At 69.2% G+C, this 18,404-nt stretch carries 10 protein-coding genes; 3 read left to right on the top strand and 7 right to left on the bottom strand.

The window, feature by feature from the left end; genetic code table 11:
* Window positions 1-60 precede the first annotated feature (60 nt).
* From D7193_RS26915 to D7193_RS26900, 4 genes are all read right to left on the bottom strand, one after another.
* Window positions 61-2,076, bottom strand: coding sequence for a proton-conducting transporter transmembrane domain-containing protein (locus D7193_RS26915; RefSeq protein WP_120782415.1), 2,016 nt, complete (start codon window positions 2,074-2,076; stop codon window positions 61-63).
* On the bottom strand, window positions 2,073-2,450 hold the full coding sequence (locus D7193_RS26910; RefSeq protein ID WP_206611997.1) for an NADH-quinone oxidoreductase subunit B family protein: 378 nt from the start codon (window positions 2,448-2,450) through the stop codon (window positions 2,073-2,075). The genes D7193_RS26915 and D7193_RS26910 overlap by 4 nt, the downstream gene beginning before the upstream one ends.
* 171 nt (window positions 2,451-2,621) lie before the next feature.
* Window positions 2,622-2,966 (bottom strand): ArsR/SmtB family transcription factor, encoded by a 345-nt coding sequence (locus D7193_RS26905; RefSeq protein WP_120782413.1) that lies wholly within the window; start codon window positions 2,964-2,966, stop codon window positions 2,622-2,624.
* Window positions 2,963-4,120 (bottom strand): NAD(P)-dependent malic enzyme, encoded by a 1,158-nt coding sequence (locus D7193_RS26900; protein ID WP_241563525.1) that lies wholly within the window; start codon window positions 4,118-4,120, stop codon window positions 2,963-2,965. The genes D7193_RS26905 and D7193_RS26900 overlap by 4 nt, the downstream gene beginning before the upstream one ends.
* Before the next feature lie 914 nt (window positions 4,121-5,034).
* Here D7193_RS26900 and D7193_RS26895 point away from each other — a divergent pair.
* Both D7193_RS26895 and D7193_RS26890 read left to right on the top strand, forming a co-directional pair.
* The gene (locus tag D7193_RS26895) at window positions 5,035-7,749 is read left to right on the top strand and encodes an arabinofuranosidase catalytic domain-containing protein (RefSeq protein ID WP_120782411.1); all 2,715 of its coding nucleotides are present in this window, start codon (window positions 5,035-5,037) and stop codon (window positions 7,747-7,749) included.
* A gap of 136 nt (window positions 7,750-7,885) precedes the next feature.
* Window positions 7,886-10,621 carry a beta-L-arabinofuranosidase domain-containing protein gene (locus D7193_RS26890; RefSeq protein WP_120782410.1) on the top strand — a complete coding sequence of 912 codons (2,736 nt, stop codon included), beginning with the start codon at window positions 7,886-7,888 and terminating at the stop codon, window positions 10,619-10,621.
* A gap of 60 nt (window positions 10,622-10,681) precedes the next feature.
* On the opposite strand, the gene D7193_RS26885 is transcribed toward D7193_RS26890, so the two are convergent.
* From D7193_RS26885 to D7193_RS26875, 3 genes are all read right to left on the bottom strand, one after another.
* On the bottom strand, window positions 10,682-13,084 hold the full coding sequence (locus D7193_RS26885) for a family 43 glycosylhydrolase (RefSeq protein WP_120782409.1): 2,403 nt from the start codon (window positions 13,082-13,084) through the stop codon (window positions 10,682-10,684).
* Window positions 13,085-13,215: 131 nt separating this feature from the next.
* Window positions 13,216-16,116: a beta-xylosidase family glycoside hydrolase gene (locus D7193_RS26880; protein WP_174242745.1), complete on the bottom strand. Its 2,901-nt coding sequence runs from the start codon at window positions 16,114-16,116 to the stop codon at window positions 13,216-13,218.
* A 26-nt stretch (window positions 16,117-16,142) separates the two neighbouring features.
* A complete protein-coding gene (locus D7193_RS26875; RefSeq protein WP_120782407.1) occupies window positions 16,143-16,367 on the bottom strand; it encodes a hypothetical protein in 225 nt (74 codons plus the stop codon).
* Window positions 16,368-16,694: 327 nt separating this feature from the next.
* Here D7193_RS26875 and D7193_RS26870 point away from each other — a divergent pair, with 327 nt between their 5' ends.
* Window positions 16,695-18,374 (top strand): family 43 glycosylhydrolase, encoded by a 1,680-nt coding sequence (locus tag D7193_RS26870; RefSeq protein ID WP_158674872.1) that lies wholly within the window; start codon window positions 16,695-16,697, stop codon window positions 18,372-18,374.
* Window positions 18,375-18,404: the final 30 nt, after the last annotated feature.

Below are 18,404 nucleotides of genomic sequence, written 5' to 3'. Positions count from 1 at the left end.
CCGTCGGCCGCCACCGGCAGCGGCGCGACCATCGACCATCACGGCAGGTGCAGGGTGGGGTCAACGGAACACCCCGGCGATCAGCACCGCCACGAGGGCGGTGAGCATGTAGGCCAGGTAGCGGTGCACGCTGCCGGTCGCCAGGCCGCGTGCCGCCTGGCCGATCGACGAGACGGCGGTCATCAGTGGACCGAACAGGCGGGCCTCCACACGGTCCGGGAGCCGTCGCCGGTATTCCACCGTCCGCACCAGGTAGGCCGACTCGGCCGGGTGGGTGACGTCGATGTCCTGTTCGGGGGCCAGCACGTCGTCGAAGACCCGCTGCAACGGCTCTGCGAACGACGTCGACGTGTACTCCATCCGCGCGGTCAGCGGTCCGTCGCCGCAGTCCCAGGCGGCAGCCCGGCGGCGCGTCCGACCGGTCGTGCGCGCGACGGCGGCGACGGCGACGGCGAGTCCGACCGCACCGACGGCGATCCAGAGCGGGGAGATGCTGGCGGCGACGCCGGCCAGTTGCAGATCGACTCCTCCCTGCATCGGCGCGGATCCGACCCGCAGGCCACTGGTGACCCGGTCCAGGGCGGGGGCGGTCACCGCGGGGAAGACGGCCAACCCGGCGCATACCGCCGCGGCCAGGCCCATTCCGGCCAGCATCGTGGGTGGGGATTCGACCGCGTCGCTGGCCTTGGTGCTGCGGGGGCGGGCCAGGAACCCGGTGCCGAGCGCCTTGACGTAGGTGGCTACTCCCACTCCGGCGGTCAACGCGACCACGGCGACCGCGACCGGCGCGGCGATGATCAGCGTCGTCCCGCCGGCCGGGTCGCGATGCAACAGCGCCTGCAGCAGCAGCCATTCGGAGATGAAACCGTTGCCCGGCGGCAGCGCCGCCGCGCCGAGAACGCCGACGCCGACCAGGACCGTGGTCGCCGGCATCCGCCGCGACAGCCCGCCCAGCTCGTCGAGATCGCGGGTGCCGGTTGCGCGCAGCACCGACCCGGCTCCGCAGAACAGCAGCGTCTTGAACCCGGCGTGGTTGGCGGCGTGCAGCAGCGCCGCCGCCACCGCCACACCGGCGACCGTGAACTGCCCCGCGCCGGCCAGCAGCCCAGCCGCGGCCAGGCCGAGCAGGATCAGGCCGACGTTCTCACTGGTCGAGAACGCCAACAGGCGTTTCAGGTCGGTCGCCACCGCGGCCTGCAGGATCCCGTACAGCGCCGAGAGGGCGCCCAGGGCGCCGAGCAGCAGCCACCACCAGCGAGGTCCGCCGCCTAGCAGGTCAAACGCGATCCGGACGATGCCGTACACCCCGAGCTTCACCATCGCGGCGCTCATCAGCGCGGACACGTGCGACGGGGCTTCCGCGTGCGCGCGGGGCAGCCACGGATGCAGTGGCACCACGCCGGCCTTCGACGCGAATCCTGCCAGGCACAGCAGGAACACTCCGCTGGACGCCAGCGGCGACAGCTGTGCCGCACGGTCGCGGATGGTGTCGAACGACTCCCCACCGGCTGCTGCGGCGAGCCAGGCCAGACCCAGGAGCACCGCCACGAAACCGGCCTGCGTCATCGCCGCGTACCACAGCCCCGCGGTGCGCACGGCGGGCGTGTGGCGATGTTCTGCAAGCATGAGCAGCAGTGACGTCACTGCCATCAGTTCCCACGCCAGCAGGAACGTCGAGACGCTGCCCGCGGCCGGCACGAGCAGCATCGCCGCCACGAACAGCGGCACGAGCGCGAGCGCGCCTCGGGCGGCTGGGCCGTGCCCGGTCTGACCGGTGTAGCCCACGGTGTACACCCCGACGACCGCGGCCACCCCGCCGATCAGGAGCAGGAACCATCCGCCCACGGCATCGACGGTGAGGCTCACCCCGGCCAACGGCAGCAGGTCGGGCAGCCGTACCTGCCAGCCCGTCCCGGACACGGCGGCGAGCCCTGCGATGGCACCCGCGATCCCGACCCCGGCGGTCGCCGCGCCGACCACGGCGGAGCGCCACCGAGCGGGCGTGACCAATCCGGCGAGCGCCCCACCTGCCGCCATGGAGAAGGCGCCGCCCAACGCGGCGGCGACCGGGGTCATCGGCCTGTCAGGGCACGCAGTGCGGACACGATCGCCGCCGGTTCGGGCGGGCATCCGGATACCTGCACGTCCACCGGCACGACATCGGACACCGGCCCGAGCACGCCGTACCCGCCAGCGAACAGCCCGCAGTCGCGGGCGCAGTCGCCCACCGCAACGACCAACCTCGGCTCGGGCATCGCGTCGTACGTCTTGCGCAGCGCTCCGGCCATGTTCACCGTGACCGGGCCGGTCACCGTCAGGACGTCAGCGTGCCGCGGCGACGCCACCAGCCGTACGCCGTGCCGCTCGGCGTCGTAGACCGGGCTGAACGCCTGCCCGATCTCGATCTCGCAGCCGTTGCAGGACCCGGCGTCGACATGTCGCACCTGCACCGACCCGCCCAGTCCGGCTGCGCCGGGTGGTCGGTGTGCCGACGTGCGCGGTGCCGGTTCGGCCATCCGGCCCACACGGCGCATCGTCCGGCTCAGTCCCATAGTCTGCTCCCCCTCCTCGATCTCGTCCCGGCGCGTTCCGGCTCGGCCGGGGTGCTGCGGTCGGTCCGTTCATGACGGGTCGGTCCGCTCGGCGGCGCGGAGATCACCCAGAAGTTCGGCCTGGCTGCTCAACACTTCGGTCAGGATCCGCCGTGCCACTGCCAGCAACTCGGCCACCTGCGGGCTGACCAGCGAGTAGTACACGGTCGAACCGTCCCGGCGGGTCACCACCAGGTTCGCCCGGCGCAGCACCGCCAACTGTTGCGACAGGTGCGCCGCTTCGATGCCCACCTGCGGCAGTAGTTCCGACACCGCATGCTCGCGTTCGGCGAGAAGTTCCAGTACGCGAATCCGTGCCGGATGCCCCAACGTCTTGAAGAACTCGGCCTTGGCCTGATACAACGGCGTGCTCACGGGCCCACCCCTTTCTGGGCAGACACGCTACGATCTGCGCCCTGTTCGGGCACGCCGCCGGGCCCCGGTCGGCGGCTGCGCCAGCGTTCGGCGGCGACCGCCGCCACCGCCCCCGCCACCGTGGGCACGACCCGATCGTCACCCAGTTCGGGTAGCAGCCGCGTGGCCGACAGCGCTTCCCGGGGCAGCAGCCCAGCCAGCACGTCGGAGGCGGCCAGCCTCATCGACATCGTGACCCGCGGCGCGCGTGCGTCCAGTGCTCCCCGAAACACGCCCGGGAACGCCAGTGCGGTACTGACCTGGTTCGGGTAGCCGGCGTGGCTGGTGGCCACCACCGCGGCGATGTCACTGATCAGGTGCGGCTGGATCTCCGGCTCGGGGCCGGCCAAGGCGAGCACCACCGGCCCCTCGCCCATGGACGCCACCAGGCCCCGGGTGAGCGCCGGCGTAAACCCGAGCGCCGCGTCCGCCCCAGCCAGTGCCTCGGCGAGCCCGCCCCGCACCCCCCGCGGGTTGGTCCGTTCAGCCAGCCGCGCCTGGTGCGGCGGCAACGAGGGCATGTCATCGCGGTGCAGCACCACGCCCCGGACAACCACCACCACGTCGGCGGCCCCTGCCGCCACCAGCAACCGCACCGTCGCGGTACCCGCCGGCCCGGCGCCGATCACCACCAGCCGCGCCGATTCCATCCGCTTGCCCACCACCCGCAGCGCGTTACGCAGGGCGGCCAGCACCACGATCGCCGTGCCGTGCTGGTCGTCGTGGAAGACCGGGATGTCCACGGTCTCCTGCAGCCGTCGTTCCGCCTCGAAGCAAGCCGGCGCCGCGATCGCCTCCAGATCGATGCCATCGAATGAGGAGGCGAGCGCTCGCACCGTCGCCACGAACTCGTCGGTGCCGGTCGGGGTGACGAACACCGGCACCGCCTCGATCGCGGCTAGGCGGGTCAGGAGGACCGCCTTGCCGTCCACCACCCGTAACGCCGCTGCCACTCCCCCCTCACCCCGACCCGGCACGGCGGTGCCGTCGGTCACCACCGCCACCCGGTACCGCCGCAGTCCGGTCACGTCGTGCGCCGAAGGCTCGGCTCGCACTCCTTCGCCTGGGGTCTGCCACCGTGACGTCCGCGACCGCTGTTCGCTGTCGGCATTCATCTGTGACATCACCTGCTCATCGGCGATCCACGATCTCAGGGCGTCGTTCGGCCGGACGGGCCCGGCGTATGCCGGCCGCTCACCCAGGCGACCCGAAACCAAGCAGCATCATTACTTGCTAAAGTTAGCAAGTAATGATGCTGTCGGGAAGCCGATCGCGAGATCAGCGAAGGCCATGTCCTGGCCGGTGCCGCACGTCGACCGCCCGCACCTCCCACCCCGAGGACGCGCCGTCCACGGCTCCACCGCCGCACGACGGCATCCCAAGCCCGGCATGGCCCGCCGGTCCATCTCTCGTACGGCGGGCCATGCCGTTTCCACGCCCACACGAACGGTGGGCCGGCAGCGTGGGGCGTCGATCTCGAACGCGGTGACCACGTGCGGGGGCGCGGGCCCCCGCGGCACGACTGTCGCGGCAGCAAACACGGTGCCCGCGGGGGCCGTCGGGCGAACCCGTCAGTGAACTGCTGAGCCGGCGTCCACCGACTCGTGCTTCGCCGACCCGGCGAGGCCTAACGGCCCGGTGGGAGCGTTGACCATAGAAGCAGGTGGAAACGTCGATTGACACTAATGTGCCGACGGTGTTTCAATGAAATGGCCGATGAGTGTTAACGCTAACATCTCGCCAACAGCCCGCTAATCAGCGTCGAGCACCTGCCCACCGAGGGCTGCTGTGCCATGCCCCGATATGCGGACGACGGCGCCCCGACCGATGCTAGTTAGCGCTAACAGTCGTACGCCTCGATTGCGCAGAGGAGAACGCTTCCCACCTGATGCAATTCCGCCAGCGGTGACAGAAACCCCCACCACTGCGACCGCCCACCGGACGGTCCCGAGGACGCCGCCACAGGCGTCGCGGTGGCACCGGAAACGCCCGTCCACCTTCAGGACTCCGGAAGAGGAGCTGTTGCGACATGGTCAGAGCCACGAACCGCCGCGCACGCACGCGAACCCTCGCCGCTCGTACCGCCGTGACGCTCGCGCTGGTCGGCGCAACGCTGATGATGGCGCCGGCGGCGCAGGCCACGAAGCCGGCCGCGCCGCCCAGATCAGAGGGACCCTGTGACATCTACGCCGCGGGTGGCACCCCCTGCGTCGCCGCGCACAGCTCGACCCGAGCCCTGTACGCGTCCTACGACGGCCCGCTCTACCAGGTCCGGCGCGCCTCCGACAACGCCGTCAAGGACATCGGCGTGGTCGCCCCCGTCGCGCTGCCGTTCGCCGACGCCGGCGGATACGCGGACGCGGCCGCCCAGGACGCGTTCTGCGGTAACACGCTCTGCCTCGTCACCGTCATCTACGACCAGTCCGGCAAGGGCAACCACCTCTACCAGGCGCCCCCCGGCACCTTCCGCGGCCCCGACGTGGGCGGCTACAACACCCTCTCGATCGCCGACATGGCGCCGGTCACGATCGGCGGCCACAAGGCGTACGGCGTCTACATCATCCCGGGCATGGGGTACCGCAACAACGACGCCTCGTACCTCGCCAAGGAGGACGAGCCGGAGGGTATATACACGGTCTTCGACGGCACCCACTACGACAGCGGCTGCTGCTACAACTACGGCAACACCTCGACCAACAGCCGCGCGGTGGGCACCGGCACCATGGAGACCGTCTATTTCGGCACCGCCACCGCCTGGGGACGCGGCAGCGGCCCCGGCCCGTGGATCATGTCCGACATGGAGGCCGGGCTGTTCTCCGGATACAACGCCCGGCAGAACGACGCCACACCGACCATCGACTCCTGGCGCTTCGTGACGGGCGTGGTCAACGGCGGTGGCGGTAACCAGTGGGACCTGCGCGGTGGCAACGCGCAGCAGGGCCCGCTGACGACCTACTACAGCGGGATCCGCCCCGGCTCCCTCACCAACAGCAACTACTTCCCGATGCACCGGCGGGGAGCCATCCAACTCGGCAACGGCGGCGACAACGGCAACGGTTCGGCCGGCACCTTCTATGAGGGTGTGATGACGACCGGATACCCGACCGACGCCACCATCGACGCGGTCCAGGCCAACGTCGTGGCCGCGAAGTACGACGTGCAGCGGCTCAGTCTGTCGCGGGCCACCACGTTCACCCCGGGCTCAGCCCAGGAGGTCACCCAGACGTTCACCAACACCACGGGCTCCACCGCAGTGGGCGTCACGTTGAGCCTGTCCGCGCCGGCCGGGTGGACCGCCGTGGTCAAGGGCACCGACGACACCTCGGTGACCTTCGAGGACCCGGTCGCGCCCGGCGCGAGCGTGAGCGCGACCTTCACCGTCACCTCGGCGACGACCAGCGCCGGCTATCTGACGGGCCGGGCCCAGTGGACGAACCCGACCCGGGGCGGCCGGCAGTCGACGGTCACCAGCCAGGCGGTGCGCAGCGCCCTCCCGGTCCGGGTCAACGAGGTCCGCTTCCGCACCAGCAGCAACGCGACCGACCAGTTCGTCGAGCTCTACAACGCCTCCGCCGACGAGGTCGACCTCTCCAACTGGACCCTGACCAACACCCCGAGCGGCTCGGCCGCCGTCACGCTGGCCACGATCCCAGCCGGGACGAAGCTGGCGAGCGGCGACTACTACCTGCTCGGCCTCTCGGGCTCGGGGCTGGCGGCTCCCACCGCCGCCGGCGCGGCCACCGTCAACGTCCGGAGCACCACCGGCCTGGCCGACGGCCAGCAGATCCAGATTGGCACCGGCGCCACCCGGGAGACCCGTACGGTCGTCGGCGTCGGCTCGGCGGCCACCGCCGCGACCACCCTGTTCGTGCCGGTCACCCACGGCTCGATCACGATCCCCGCCGGGTCGACGACCATCCCGGTCACCAGCGCGGCCGGCTTCACCGTCGGCCAGCAGATCGGTATCGACGCGGGCGCCGGCTACGAGCAGGCAACCGTCACCTCGGTCGGCAAGGCGGCCACCCAGACGACCCTGTCGGCGCCGGCGGCCGCGGGCGCGACCAACCTCAAGGTCGCGGCCAACGCCAACCTCACCGTCGGTGACACCCTGACGGTGGACGCTGGGGAATACAAGGAGACCGTCACGGTCGCGGCGATCGGCACCACCGGCGCCAACGGCACCGGCGTCGACCTGACCGCGCCGCTGCGGTTCGCCCACCGGTCGGCCGTCGACCTGGCCGGCCGCGGTACGGGCGTCAGCTTCTGGCCGCCGACCGGCCGGCCGCACAGCAGCGGCGCGTCGGTGCAGGCGCTGGGCGCCGGCATCACTCTCGACCAGCCCCTCGCCAACGATCACCCGACCGGCGCGCCCGTGGTCGGTCCCCAGATCACCACGGCGGGCTACCAGGGGTCCCCGGCACCCGACCAGTGGTTCGGTGGCAGCCTCTCGGTCAGCGCGGGCTCGGTCGCGCTGCGGGACGCCACCGGTTCGGTGGTCGTCGACGCCATCGTCTACGGCTCCCAGCAGAGCAGCTCGAGCGGTAACGGCACCATCACCAGTCCCGAGCTCGCCGTCCTCGAGGCCGACCAGGCCGGCGGCGGCTGCATCGCGGTGGTGGCCGGTGCGGCCGCCAACCCGGGTCGCAGCAACGCCCGCTGGCCCGACGGCAGCGACACCGACAGCCTCTGCCGTGACTTCGTCACGACCACGGTCCCCACGCCCGGCGCGGCAAACGCCAGATAACGCCGGCACCCGCTGGCAACTCCCGGTGTCCGCCTGCCACGGCGGGCACCGGGAGTCTCGGGCGTGCCCGGCGGCCGGTCCCGCTCAGCCGTGGGCCGGCCGCCACCCACCCTCTCCCCTACCCTCAGGAGGCATCGTGTCATCTGGATCGCTCAGTCGACGCCGGCTGTTGCAAGCCGCCGGTATCGCCGCCGCCTCGGCCACCGGGACCTTCGCCCTGGGCACTGCGGCGAACGCGGCCGTACGGCCGGCCCGGCCGGACATCGGGGCCGGCGCCTTCCCGTTCGACCTCACGCAGGTACGCCTGACCCCGGGTCGCTGGCTGGACAACCAGACCCGGACCGTGAACTATCTGCGCTTCGTCGACGTCGACCGGCTGCTCTACAACTTCCGCGCCAATCACGGCCTGCCCACCGGCGACGCCACGCCGAACGGTGGCTGGGACAGCCCGACGTTCCCGTTCCGCGGCCACATGCAGGGGCACTTCCTGACCGCCTGGGCCCAGGCGTGGGCGGTGCTCGGCGACACCACCTGCCGGGACAAGGCCGACCAGATGGTCGCCGAGCTGGCGAAGTGCCAGGCCAACAACGCCGCCGCCGGGTTCAACCCGGGATATCTGTCCGGCTTCCCGGAGTCGGACTTCACCGCGCTGGAAGCACGGACGCTGCGCAACGGCAACGTGCCGTACTACTGCATCCACAAGACCCTGGTGGGTCTGCTCGACGTCTGGGTGCACATGGCCAACACCCAGGCCCGCGACGTGCTGCTGGCGCTGGCCGGCTGGGTCGACGAACGCACCGGCCGGCTCACCGCCACCCAGATGCAGGCCATGCTGGGCACCGAGTTCGGCGGCATGAGCGCCGTCCTGGCCGACCTCTACCAGCAGACCGGCGACGACCGCTGGCTCGCCGTCGCCCAGCGCTTCGACCATGCCGCCGTGTTGAACCCGCTCGCCGACAACCGGGACCAGCTCAACGGGCTGCACGCCAACACCCAGGTACCGAAGTGGATCGGTGCGGCCCGGGAGTTCAAGGCCACCGGCACCACCCGATACCGCGACATCGCCAGCAACGCCTGGGACATCACCGTCGGCGCCCACACGTACGCCATCGGCGGCAACAGCCAGGCCGAGCATTTCCGGGCTCCGAACGCCATCGCCGGCTACCTGCGACAGGACACCTGCGAGGCGTGCAACACCTACAACATGCTCAAGCTGACGCGGGAACTGTGGCTGCTGGACCCGGACCGGGTCGCCTACTTCGACTACTACGAGCGGGCCCTGCTCAACCATCTCATCGGTCAGCAGAACCCGGCCGACGAGCACGGACACATCACGTACTTCACGCCGCTGAACCCTGGTGGCCGCCGGGGTGTGGGGCCGGCCTGGGGCGGTGGCACCTGGAGCACGGACTACGACTCGTTCTGGTGCTGCCAGGGCACCGGCATCGAGACCAACACCAAGCTGGCGGACTCCATCTACTTCCACAGCGGCAGCACCCTGACGGTGAACCTGTTCCTGCCGTCGAGGCTGGTCTGGTCGCAGCGCGGCATCGTGGTGGAACAGAGCACCTCCTATCCCGTCAGCGACACCACCACCCTCACCGTGCGCGGCAACGTCAGGGAGTCGTGGACGATGCGCATCCGGATCCCGGCCTGGACCAGCGGGGCCAGCATCCACGTCAACGGTGTGACGCAGGACATCGCCACCGCGCCGGGGACGTACGCCAGCCTCACCCGGTCCTGGTCCCCGGGGGACGTCGTCACGGTCCACCTGCCGATGCGGATCGTGCTGGAGGCCACCAACGACAACGCCGACATCGCCGCCATCACGTACGGCCCGGTGGTCCTCTCGGGCAACTACGGTGACGCGGCCCTGAGCGGCCTGCCGTCGCTCGACCCCGCCTCGATCACCCGCGCCAGCTCCAGCGCGCTGGCGTTCACCGCCACCGCGAACGGGAGCACGGTCGACCTCGGGCCGTTCTACGACGCCCACGGGCACAACTACACGGTCTACTGGGCCACCGGTCCGGGTGGCGAGAGCCCGCCGAGTTTCCGCCTGGTCAACGCCGCCACCGGCCTGGTCCTGGGCATCCGGGACATGTCGCTGGCCGACGGCGGGCTGGCGCTGCAGTGGGGTGACACCGGAACCGCCGACCACGACTGGCAGCTCGTGGTCGACGGGAACGCCCTCCTGCTGCGCAACGTCAACAGCGGCAAGGTCCTCGGCGTGGAAAACATGTCCACCGCTGACAACGCCCGTGTCCTGCAGTGGAGCGACAACGGCACCGCCGACCACCTGTGGACCGTGGTGGACGTCGGCGACGGGTCCCACAAGCTGCGCAACGTGCACACGGGAAAACTGCTCGCCATTCTCAACGCGTCGACCGCCTGGGGCGCGCAGGCGGTGCAGGACCAGGACAACGGCACGCCGGACAACCAGTGGCGGTTCGTGCCCAACGGCGCCTGCCGCATCCAGAGCCGGGCCAGCGGGCTGGTGCTCGGGGTACAGAACCTGTCGACCGCCGACGGCGCGCCGGTCATCCAGCGGGTCGACACGGGCGCCGCCGACCACCGCTGGACCGCCGTCGCGGACACCGACGGCTACCTGCGGCTGCGCAACGCGCACAGCGGCAAGGTCCTCGGCGTCGAGGGTGACGTCGGCAGCGACGGGGCCCGCGTCGTGCAGTGGGCCGACAACGGCGCCGGCGACCACCGGTGGCGGCTGCGCTACGGCACCGGCGGTTACTTCCGGATCCAGTGCGCCGTCGGCGGCCGGGTCCTCGGCGTCACGGAGGCCTCCACGGCCACTGGAGCGCAGGTCGTGCTCGAGGACGACAACGGCGCCGCCGATCACCTCTGGCGCTTCGTCTGATCGTGGCCAACCGCCAGTGGCGGCGGCCCGGCATCCGGGCCGCCGCCACCGTCAGGATGATCAGCCGCAGGAGCGGGCCGCGTAGCTCGCCGTGTACGACGCAGACACGGGCTCGCCGTCGACCGTCGCGGTGGCCGTCACCGTCACCTCACCCGCCGGCACGGCGGCCGTGTCGGTGGGGAACGACCGGAACTTCTCCTTGCCGGGCGGCACCGACCCGAACGGCCGCGTCCCGTACGCCGACTCCGCCGAGGCCGTCACGTGGATCGCCTCGTTGTTCGCGGCCCGGACCGTCACCATCACCTTCTCGCCGACGCATCGGGTGTCCGCCGTGACGGACAGGTCCAGCGGCGGCACTGCCTCGAACGCCCAGGAGTCGATCTCGAAGAGGTCGTCCCCGGCCGGGCCGCGGTAGGTGAAGTAGACGTCGTGCACGCCGGTGGCGCCCTGCAGGTCGGCGGTCACCTGGGCCCATTCACCGGTCGGGGTGTCGACCGGGATCGTGCCGACCACCGGGCCGCCCGCGTTGTCCAGCCGCACCTCGATGCTTCCGCCGGCGGCCAGCGCCCGCACCTTGGCCGTCACGCTGGCCGCGCCGTCGGCGCCGAAGTCGACCGCCGACAGCGCCGTCCAGTCGCCCTCGTCGATGTCACGCACCACCAGGTTCGGCGCCGCGGTGCCGAACTCGGCGGAGGCGCCGTCGACCTTGCCGGTGGCGATGCCCTTGCTCCAGCCCAGGGTCTCGGCTTCGAACACCCGGTAGGGGTTGAAGTCGCGCACCTGGTCCACGCCGGCGTAGTCGCCGACGACCTGCTGGATGGTGCCGTCCGGGTTGAAGGTCAGCTCCTGGATGTGCGGGCTGCGGTAGCCCTGGGTGGTGTTGCCGTTGATGCGCTTGTTCAGCGTCGGGGCGTGGTACGTGAAGTAGTACCTGCCCTCGAACTCGAACACCGACTGGTGGTTGTTGCCGCCGGTGCCGGCGCCGAAGAACTGCGACTGGTTGGGGAACAGCACGCCGGCGTAGGTCTCCTTCGGCCACGACATCGGGTTGTCGGAGATCATGTAGCCGATCTGGCCGCCGCCGGGGTAGCCGGGCACCCGCGGCTGGTTACCACCGAAGTCGTTCCCGCCGAAGTGCGAGGAGTACGAGAAGTAGTACTTGCCCTCGCGCTTGAACACGTGGCCGGCCTCGAAGGCGACCGGAGCGTCGACCACGGCGGCCCGGCCCTCGGTGGCGATCATGTTGTCGCCCAGCTTGATGCTGCGGATGTTCTTCGGGTTGTTGAAGCGCTCGACCGGGGGCATGCTCGTCGACGCCGGGCCACCGCCGAAGTAGAGGTACGCCTGGCCGTCGTCGTCCACGAGCGGCGCCGGGTCGAACTTCCACGCCACGTCCTCGGCGCCCGGGGTGCTGCCGTTGATCAGGGTGCTGGTGCGCTCGCTGGTCCACGGACCGAGCGGCGACTTGCCCGTGATCACGTTGCTCGAGCCGCCACCGTTGGCGTAGTAGAGGAAGAACTTCTCCTCCCCGTTGACGACCTTCTTGGCGATGCCGGGCGCCCACGAGTTGCCGGTGAACGGTGCCACGCCGTTCGGGCCGGCCACCTGGATCTCGCCGTGGTCGGTCCAGTTCACCAGGTCGGTCGAGGAGATCACGGTGATCTGGTTGATGTCGCCGTAGTTGATGCCCGGGGAGACGCCGGTGGCCGGGTTGGGTGCGTAGCCCTGGGTGTCGTTGGTCATGTAGAGGTACACCCGGCCGTCGTGCACGAAGCCAAACCCGTCGGCGCCGAACTTGTGCCCGATGAGCGGATTGTGCTCGCCCGGCAGCTTACCGACCACCTCGATGGTCTTCGATACAACGTATTCCTGGAGCGTGACGTCGTCGACCTTGAAATCCATCAGGTGGGTGTCCGGCGCGGTCGACGGGTTCGACGTCCACGGCGTCTCGACGAAGATGCGCGCGGTGCTGACGTTCTGCCCGGCGGGAATCGTGAACGTGCCCTGGATGAGCCCCCACTGCCCTCGCGGCACGGTGACGGTGCCGAGGTTGGTGTAGGTGGAGCCGCCGTAGTGCATGGTGACGAAGAACTGCTTGGTCGACGGGCTGTTCGGGTTCTCGTACTTCACCCGCGCCGTGACCAGGTAGGTCTTGCCGGCCTGCACCTTGCCGGACAGGCTCTGCATGGGGCCGGATCCGGTCGTCGTCCGGTTGGTCACGAGCACCGCGCCCGTGCCGGAGTACGCGTCCGTCGTGGTCGACAGCGTGGCGCCGTCCGCGGCGTTGCCGTCGTTCGCGAACCAGCTGGCAAGGCCGTCCTCGAACCCGCCGTTCACGATGAGGTTCGGGCTGGCGGCCTGGACGGGCGCCGCCGCGACGGCGGCGGATCCCACCGCCAGGGTGAGGGCCGCCGCGACGGCCGTGATCCGTCGTCTTGACGATCTCAGCAATCGGTGTTCCAAGGCACTTCTCCTTGATCTCAGGGGTGAACCGGAGGCGGTTCCTGGGTGCCCAGGCGCGGTTGCGGTACGGCCCGGCGGGGGTTCGGGGTACGGGAGAGGGGGCGGTTCGTGAGCCGCCCCCTCTCCCTCACTCACTCGCAGACACGCGCCGCATACGGCGCCTGCACCGTCACTTCGGCCGGTTCGCCCTGGTAGCTGGCGGAACCGACCACGGTCACCTCACCGGCCGGCACACTGCTCGCGTTGGTGGGGAACGACCGGGTCTTCTCCTTGCCCGGCGGCACCGCCCCGAAGGGCCGCGTCCCGTACGCCGAGTCCGCCGAGGCCACCACGTGCATCGCCTCGCCGTTGCTGACCCGTACCGTCACCATGACCTTGTCGCCGACGCACCGGGTGTCCGCCACCGCGACGACGTCCAGCGACGGCTTCTCGGTCTTGAGGACACCCAGCCGGGCCAGCTGGTAGCTGAGCGCCCGCTCCGGCGCGTCGATCTGGTTCTGGGTGCCGAACGCGCCGGCCCGGGCCGCCTTCGCGTCGGCCAGCGCGGACTGCATCTCGGCCCAGGCGTACGTCGGGTAGTAGTGCCGGTCGAGCGTCCGGGCGTGGGCGATGGCCGCGTCGAGGTCGCTGGTGTCGAGCGGCCGACCCTGCCCGGTCAGCGTGTCGCTGAGCAGGTAGTTGTCGAAGTCGACGTGCCCGCCCTCCTCCTGCGTCGCGTAGTTGAACAGGCCCACCCGGTGGCCCATGAAGTGCGCGAGGCTGCCGTCGAGTGTCTGCGGGCCGACACGGTTGCCCAGCTGGCGCCAGGTCAGCCCGTCGAGGCTGTAGTAGAAGGTCGTCCAGAGCTGTCCGACCGGCGAGGCGAAGTCGAGGTCCGCCTTCACGTACACCTCGGTGGCGTCACCGAGCGACACGGTCGTGCCGGGCAGGAAGTTCTCCAGCGTGGCTTGGTCGAGGTCGACCGCGAACGGCTGACCCCGGTTGACGACGCCCAGCGTGTTCACCCCGCCGGAGCGCTTGACCGCCACGTACGAGAAGCCCCGGTTGTAGGCGGCCAGGCCGGCGACGTCCCCGTTCTTCATGCCGGAGATGTCCATCCGGGTTTCGACCGACTGCCGGGGCCCGAAGGTGCGCTGCGACAGGATGTTGCGGGCCTCCTCGAACCAGGCCAGTTCGGCCCGGTTGGACAGCTTGGTGTAGACGTACTTGCCGGTGACCACCTTGCCGTTGGTCAGGCGCAGCCACCCGTCCCGGTCGGTCAGCGACCAGTACCGGTTGTCAGGGGCGTGGTTCCACTGCCACGGCAGGCCCAGCCGCGACCCGTTGGGGGCGATCTCCTCCTTGGTCGGGTATTCGGCCGTCACCGGCTGCCCGACGATCGACACGTCGTCAATCAGGTAGTCCACGCTCGACGACGGCGGCTGCGGGTTGGCCCACGGCGTCTCGACCGCGAATTTGAAGTTGTTCAGGTTCGCCGTCGTGGGCACGGTGTACTGGGCCGAGACCGTGGTCCACTGCCCGATCGGCACGCTGCGGGAGGCCATCGTCTGCACGCCCGCGCCCCAGTCCGCGACCAGGTTGAACGTGATGTTGTTCGGGCCGGTCGCGTATTTGACCTTTGCCGACACGGTGTAGGTCACGCCGTGCTGCATCTTGCCGTTGAGGAACTGGTTGGGACCGGAGCCGTTGAGCGTGCGGTTGCTCACCTTCAGCGCCGCCGACCCGGTGGCCGGACCGGTCGAGTCCAGGCCGATCGTGGCGCCGAACTGGGTGCCCCACGGCGCGAGCGAGCCGGACTCGAAGCCGGGGTTCTGCACCAGCTCGACGCCGATGAGCGAGTCGTCGTACGTGGGCGGCGTCGGAATCGTCCACTCCTCGTCCTGGTACGCCTTGTGCGGCGCGTCGTTGGCGAAGTCGTCCGAGGTGACGATGCTCTTCTGCCGCTCGAACAGTTCCTCCGCCGGGCTGAGCTTGATCGGCTTGTCGAACACGCCGTCGACCGGGACGACGCCGTTGGTGCCGAAGGTCGGCCACCCGTCCTGCCAGGTGGCCGGGATGAGCGCCGGGATCCGCCCGATCGGGAACGTGTCACGGAAGAACATGCCGTACCAGTCGGTCCCGCCGCCCGGCCGTGAGATCGGCACCAGGCTGCCCTGCGCGAAGCCGTTGGAGTTGAGCACCCCGCGCGCCTCGTAGGTGTTCACGCCGCCAGCGGAGGTGTAGCGCCCGAGCAGTTCTCGGGAGCGGAACATGACGACCTGGCGCCCCTGGCCGGAGGGCCAGGTGATGATGACGGCGTAGTAGTAGCCGTCGATGTAGTAGAACTGCGCGCCCTCGAACAGCCCGCCGATGAAGGGCCGGCCGGCGTAGTTGTTCGCGGTGAAGATGTTGGGGTAGTCCTGCTCGATCGCCGTCAGGTTCGAGTTGAGGCGCACCGCGCTGGTGCCGCCGGAGCCGTAGAAGATGTAGGGCGTCCCGTCGACGTCGAAGAAGAGCGACGGGTCGTGCAGGCCGCGCCCGAGCGGGGTGCGCTGCCACGAGCCGTTGTCGATGTCGTCGGTGCGGTAGAGGTACGCGCCGCCGAGGTTGTTGGTGTTGAAGACGACATAGAACGTGCCGTCGTGGTAGCGCAGGGACGACGCCCACTGGCCCTGGCCGTAAGAGTTCTGCCCGTTGCGCAGCGAGAACGCGTCTCCGATGCTCGCCCGGTCGAACACGTAGTTGACGATCTGCCAGTTCACCAGGTCGTAGGACTTCATGATCGGCGCGCCTGGGCTCAGGTGCATGGTCGTGCTGATCATGTAGTAGATGTCGCGGCCCTCGTCGTTCTCCGCTGCCGGGACCCGCTCCACGCCGATGTCCGGCACGTCGGAGTTCAACAGCGGCACCGAGTAGGTGCCGTCGCCCTTGTCTGTGGACGTGTACGACGACGCGGGTGACCAGGCGTCGGCGGCCTGAGCGGCGCTGGCGGGCGCCACGAGAACTGTGCAGAGCAGCAGTGTGCCGACCCTGGACATCCATCCTTTACCCATCGAGCTCTCCTATGTTAACGTTAACATCAGCGCTCAACGTTATTGAAACATTTACGACTTATAGTGTCAATGGCCCTGGCGGACGACGGCTTCCACCACTGAGGAGGGATGACGAGCGCGCCGAGCAGGGCGCCGGCGAGCACGTGCATGGTCCAGCGGGTCGTCCGGGCCCGCAGGCCGGCCAGCCAGCCGGCCTCGGGATTGATGCCGACAGTCCCGAGGAGTACGCCGAGCGCGGTTTGCAGGGTCACCAGCGCGAGGTGGGACTTTCCTCCAACCTTTTGACGCCTTCGGTCGACCCTGTTTTGCGGCCGGTCACCGCCGCGATCGCGGCACTGTCACGAGGCGCAAAGTGTGGGCGAACCCGGTGACGCCCGCGTACGTCGCATCGACGCCCTTGACACCTTCTCGACAACAGCGTTAACATCGCGAAAATTGTTAACGCTAACAGGCATCCGGCCCGCGTTCAGAGCTCACGCAGCCCAGGGAAGGTCAGGAGCTTAATGGCTATCGAGAGAACAGCTGGAACGAGGCGTCGAAGCTTAGCGGCTATTGGCCTTGCTCTCGCGGTTGGAGTAGTGGTTGGCCAACTGACACCAATTGTGGCGGCCTCGGCGGAGAAGCCCGTGCAGCCGGGTGCGCAGGGCGTCGGACCCCAGACCCCGTCCGCCAAGGTGCCGCTGGCTGGTGTCGACATGACACAGACGTATGTGAACCCGATCAACCTACCCGGGATGGCGGTCCGCAACATCGTAGGGACAATGCCGCCGACGGACGCGAATGTTGCGAACACATCGCAAATTCCGGCCAGTTTGAACCTGGAGACGTGGACGGCAGCGTCCGGAAGGACTCTCGCCAGCCGATCCACCGTCGGTTTCACCAGGATCTCGGAGAACTCGGCCCGCACGGGGGCGGACTGGTCCGCGCTGAACGTCGACGGGACCATCTACCTCTACGCATCCGGCGCCATGCAGAACGCACCGAACAACAACCGCACTGTCTGGTCGACCACCGACTACCTCACGTGGACGCCCCATGAGATGAACCTGGGCCTGGTCGCACCAACCGTGGTGCAGATCGGCGACAAGTTCTACATGGCCGGCAACAACACGCCGGTCTATCAAGCGGACTCGCCGACCGGGCCGTGGACCAGCATGGGGAGTTTCCTGCGCCCGACCGGCCAGACCCTGAGCGTCGGCGACGTGCAGTTCTTCCTTGACACGGACGGTCGGCTGTACTTGACGTACAACATCGGCTCGCCGATCATGGGGGCCGAACTCGACCCGAACAATCCTCGGCAACTCATCAGCGACTCGGTCGTCCTGTGGACCTTCGACCCGCGCCAGGAGTGGCAGCACATCGGTGACAACAAGGCGACCTACACCCACGGGTACGTGGAGGGCTCGCAGCTGTTCAAGGTGGGGGACACGTATTACCTCTCGGTCGCATCCGGTGGCACCGAGTACACCACGTACGCGACGGGGGTCATGTCGTCGGATAAACCGCTTTCAGGATTCAAAGAAACGCAGCAGAACCCGATCGGCTACGGAAACAACCACCCAAGTGCAGTATATCCGAACGCCGGGCATGGCAGTTTTGTGCTCGACAATTCCGGTAACCTGGTGTTCTTCTACACCTATGTCATCGCATACGAGGAGTTCTTCGAGCGACGACTGGGGATGGACATCTGCAACGTGATCCCCGCTGGGCCGCAAGAGGGAGCAATCGATTGCGAGTTGTCCAACACGCCGCAACTGGCCCCCGGGAAGAAGATCTCGGGTAGGGACGACGTCGGGCTCTACAATGTGGCTACCAACAGCCAGGCGTACTGGGCGAGCAGCTATGCCCCCGGGCGCAATCCGTACTATGGCGGGGACCGATCCCTATCCACCTGGTGGGAGCCGGCTGACAGCGACACCGCGCCCACGTACATCAGGGGCTTCGGGACTGTCTTCCACATCTCTGCTGCGCAAATCCAGTGGAAGGAGCTCGGGCGCACGTTCACAAAGGACAACGCCGTGCAGTACACGCTGGAGTACAAGGACATCCCCACGAACACGTGGCGGCCGCTGGTCGACAGGAGTACGAACACCACTGCGTACACGGCTGACTACGTCACCTTCGACCGGGTGCTGACGAACGCAGTCAGGCTGAAGATCCTGGGTACGACCGAGAACGTGAAGGTCGGAGTCCACGAGCTCAACGTGTTCGGGGAGAACTACAACCTGGTTGCCTCAAAGGGCATGATCACCCCATAGTCTGAAGCAGGAGATGGGGAGCGGGCGAGA

The organism is Micromonospora costi, assembly GCF_003626655.1.
GTDB lineage: Bacteria > Actinomycetota > Actinomycetes > Mycobacteriales > Micromonosporaceae > Micromonospora > Micromonospora costi.
The sequence above is the reverse complement of the archived record's forward strand: the minus strand, read 5'-3'. Positions and strand labels throughout refer to the sequence as shown.

Bases quoted from the DNA above. Each gene is read 5' to 3' on its own strand.
- D7193_RS26880 (WP_174242745.1), bottom strand. From the start codon at position 16,116: ATGGGTAAAGGATGGATGTCCAGGGTCGGCACACTGCTGCTCTGCACA.
- D7193_RS26900 (WP_241563525.1), bottom strand. From the start codon at position 4,120: ATGAATGCCGACAGCGAACAGCGGTCGCGGACGTCACGGTGGCAGACC.
- D7193_RS26915 (WP_120782415.1), bottom strand. From the start codon at position 2,076: ATGACCCCGGTCGCCGCCGCGTTGGGCGGCGCCTTCTCCATGGCGGCA.
- D7193_RS26895 (WP_120782411.1), top strand. From the start codon at position 5,035: ATGGTCAGAGCCACGAACCGCCGCGCACGCACGCGAACCCTCGCCGCT.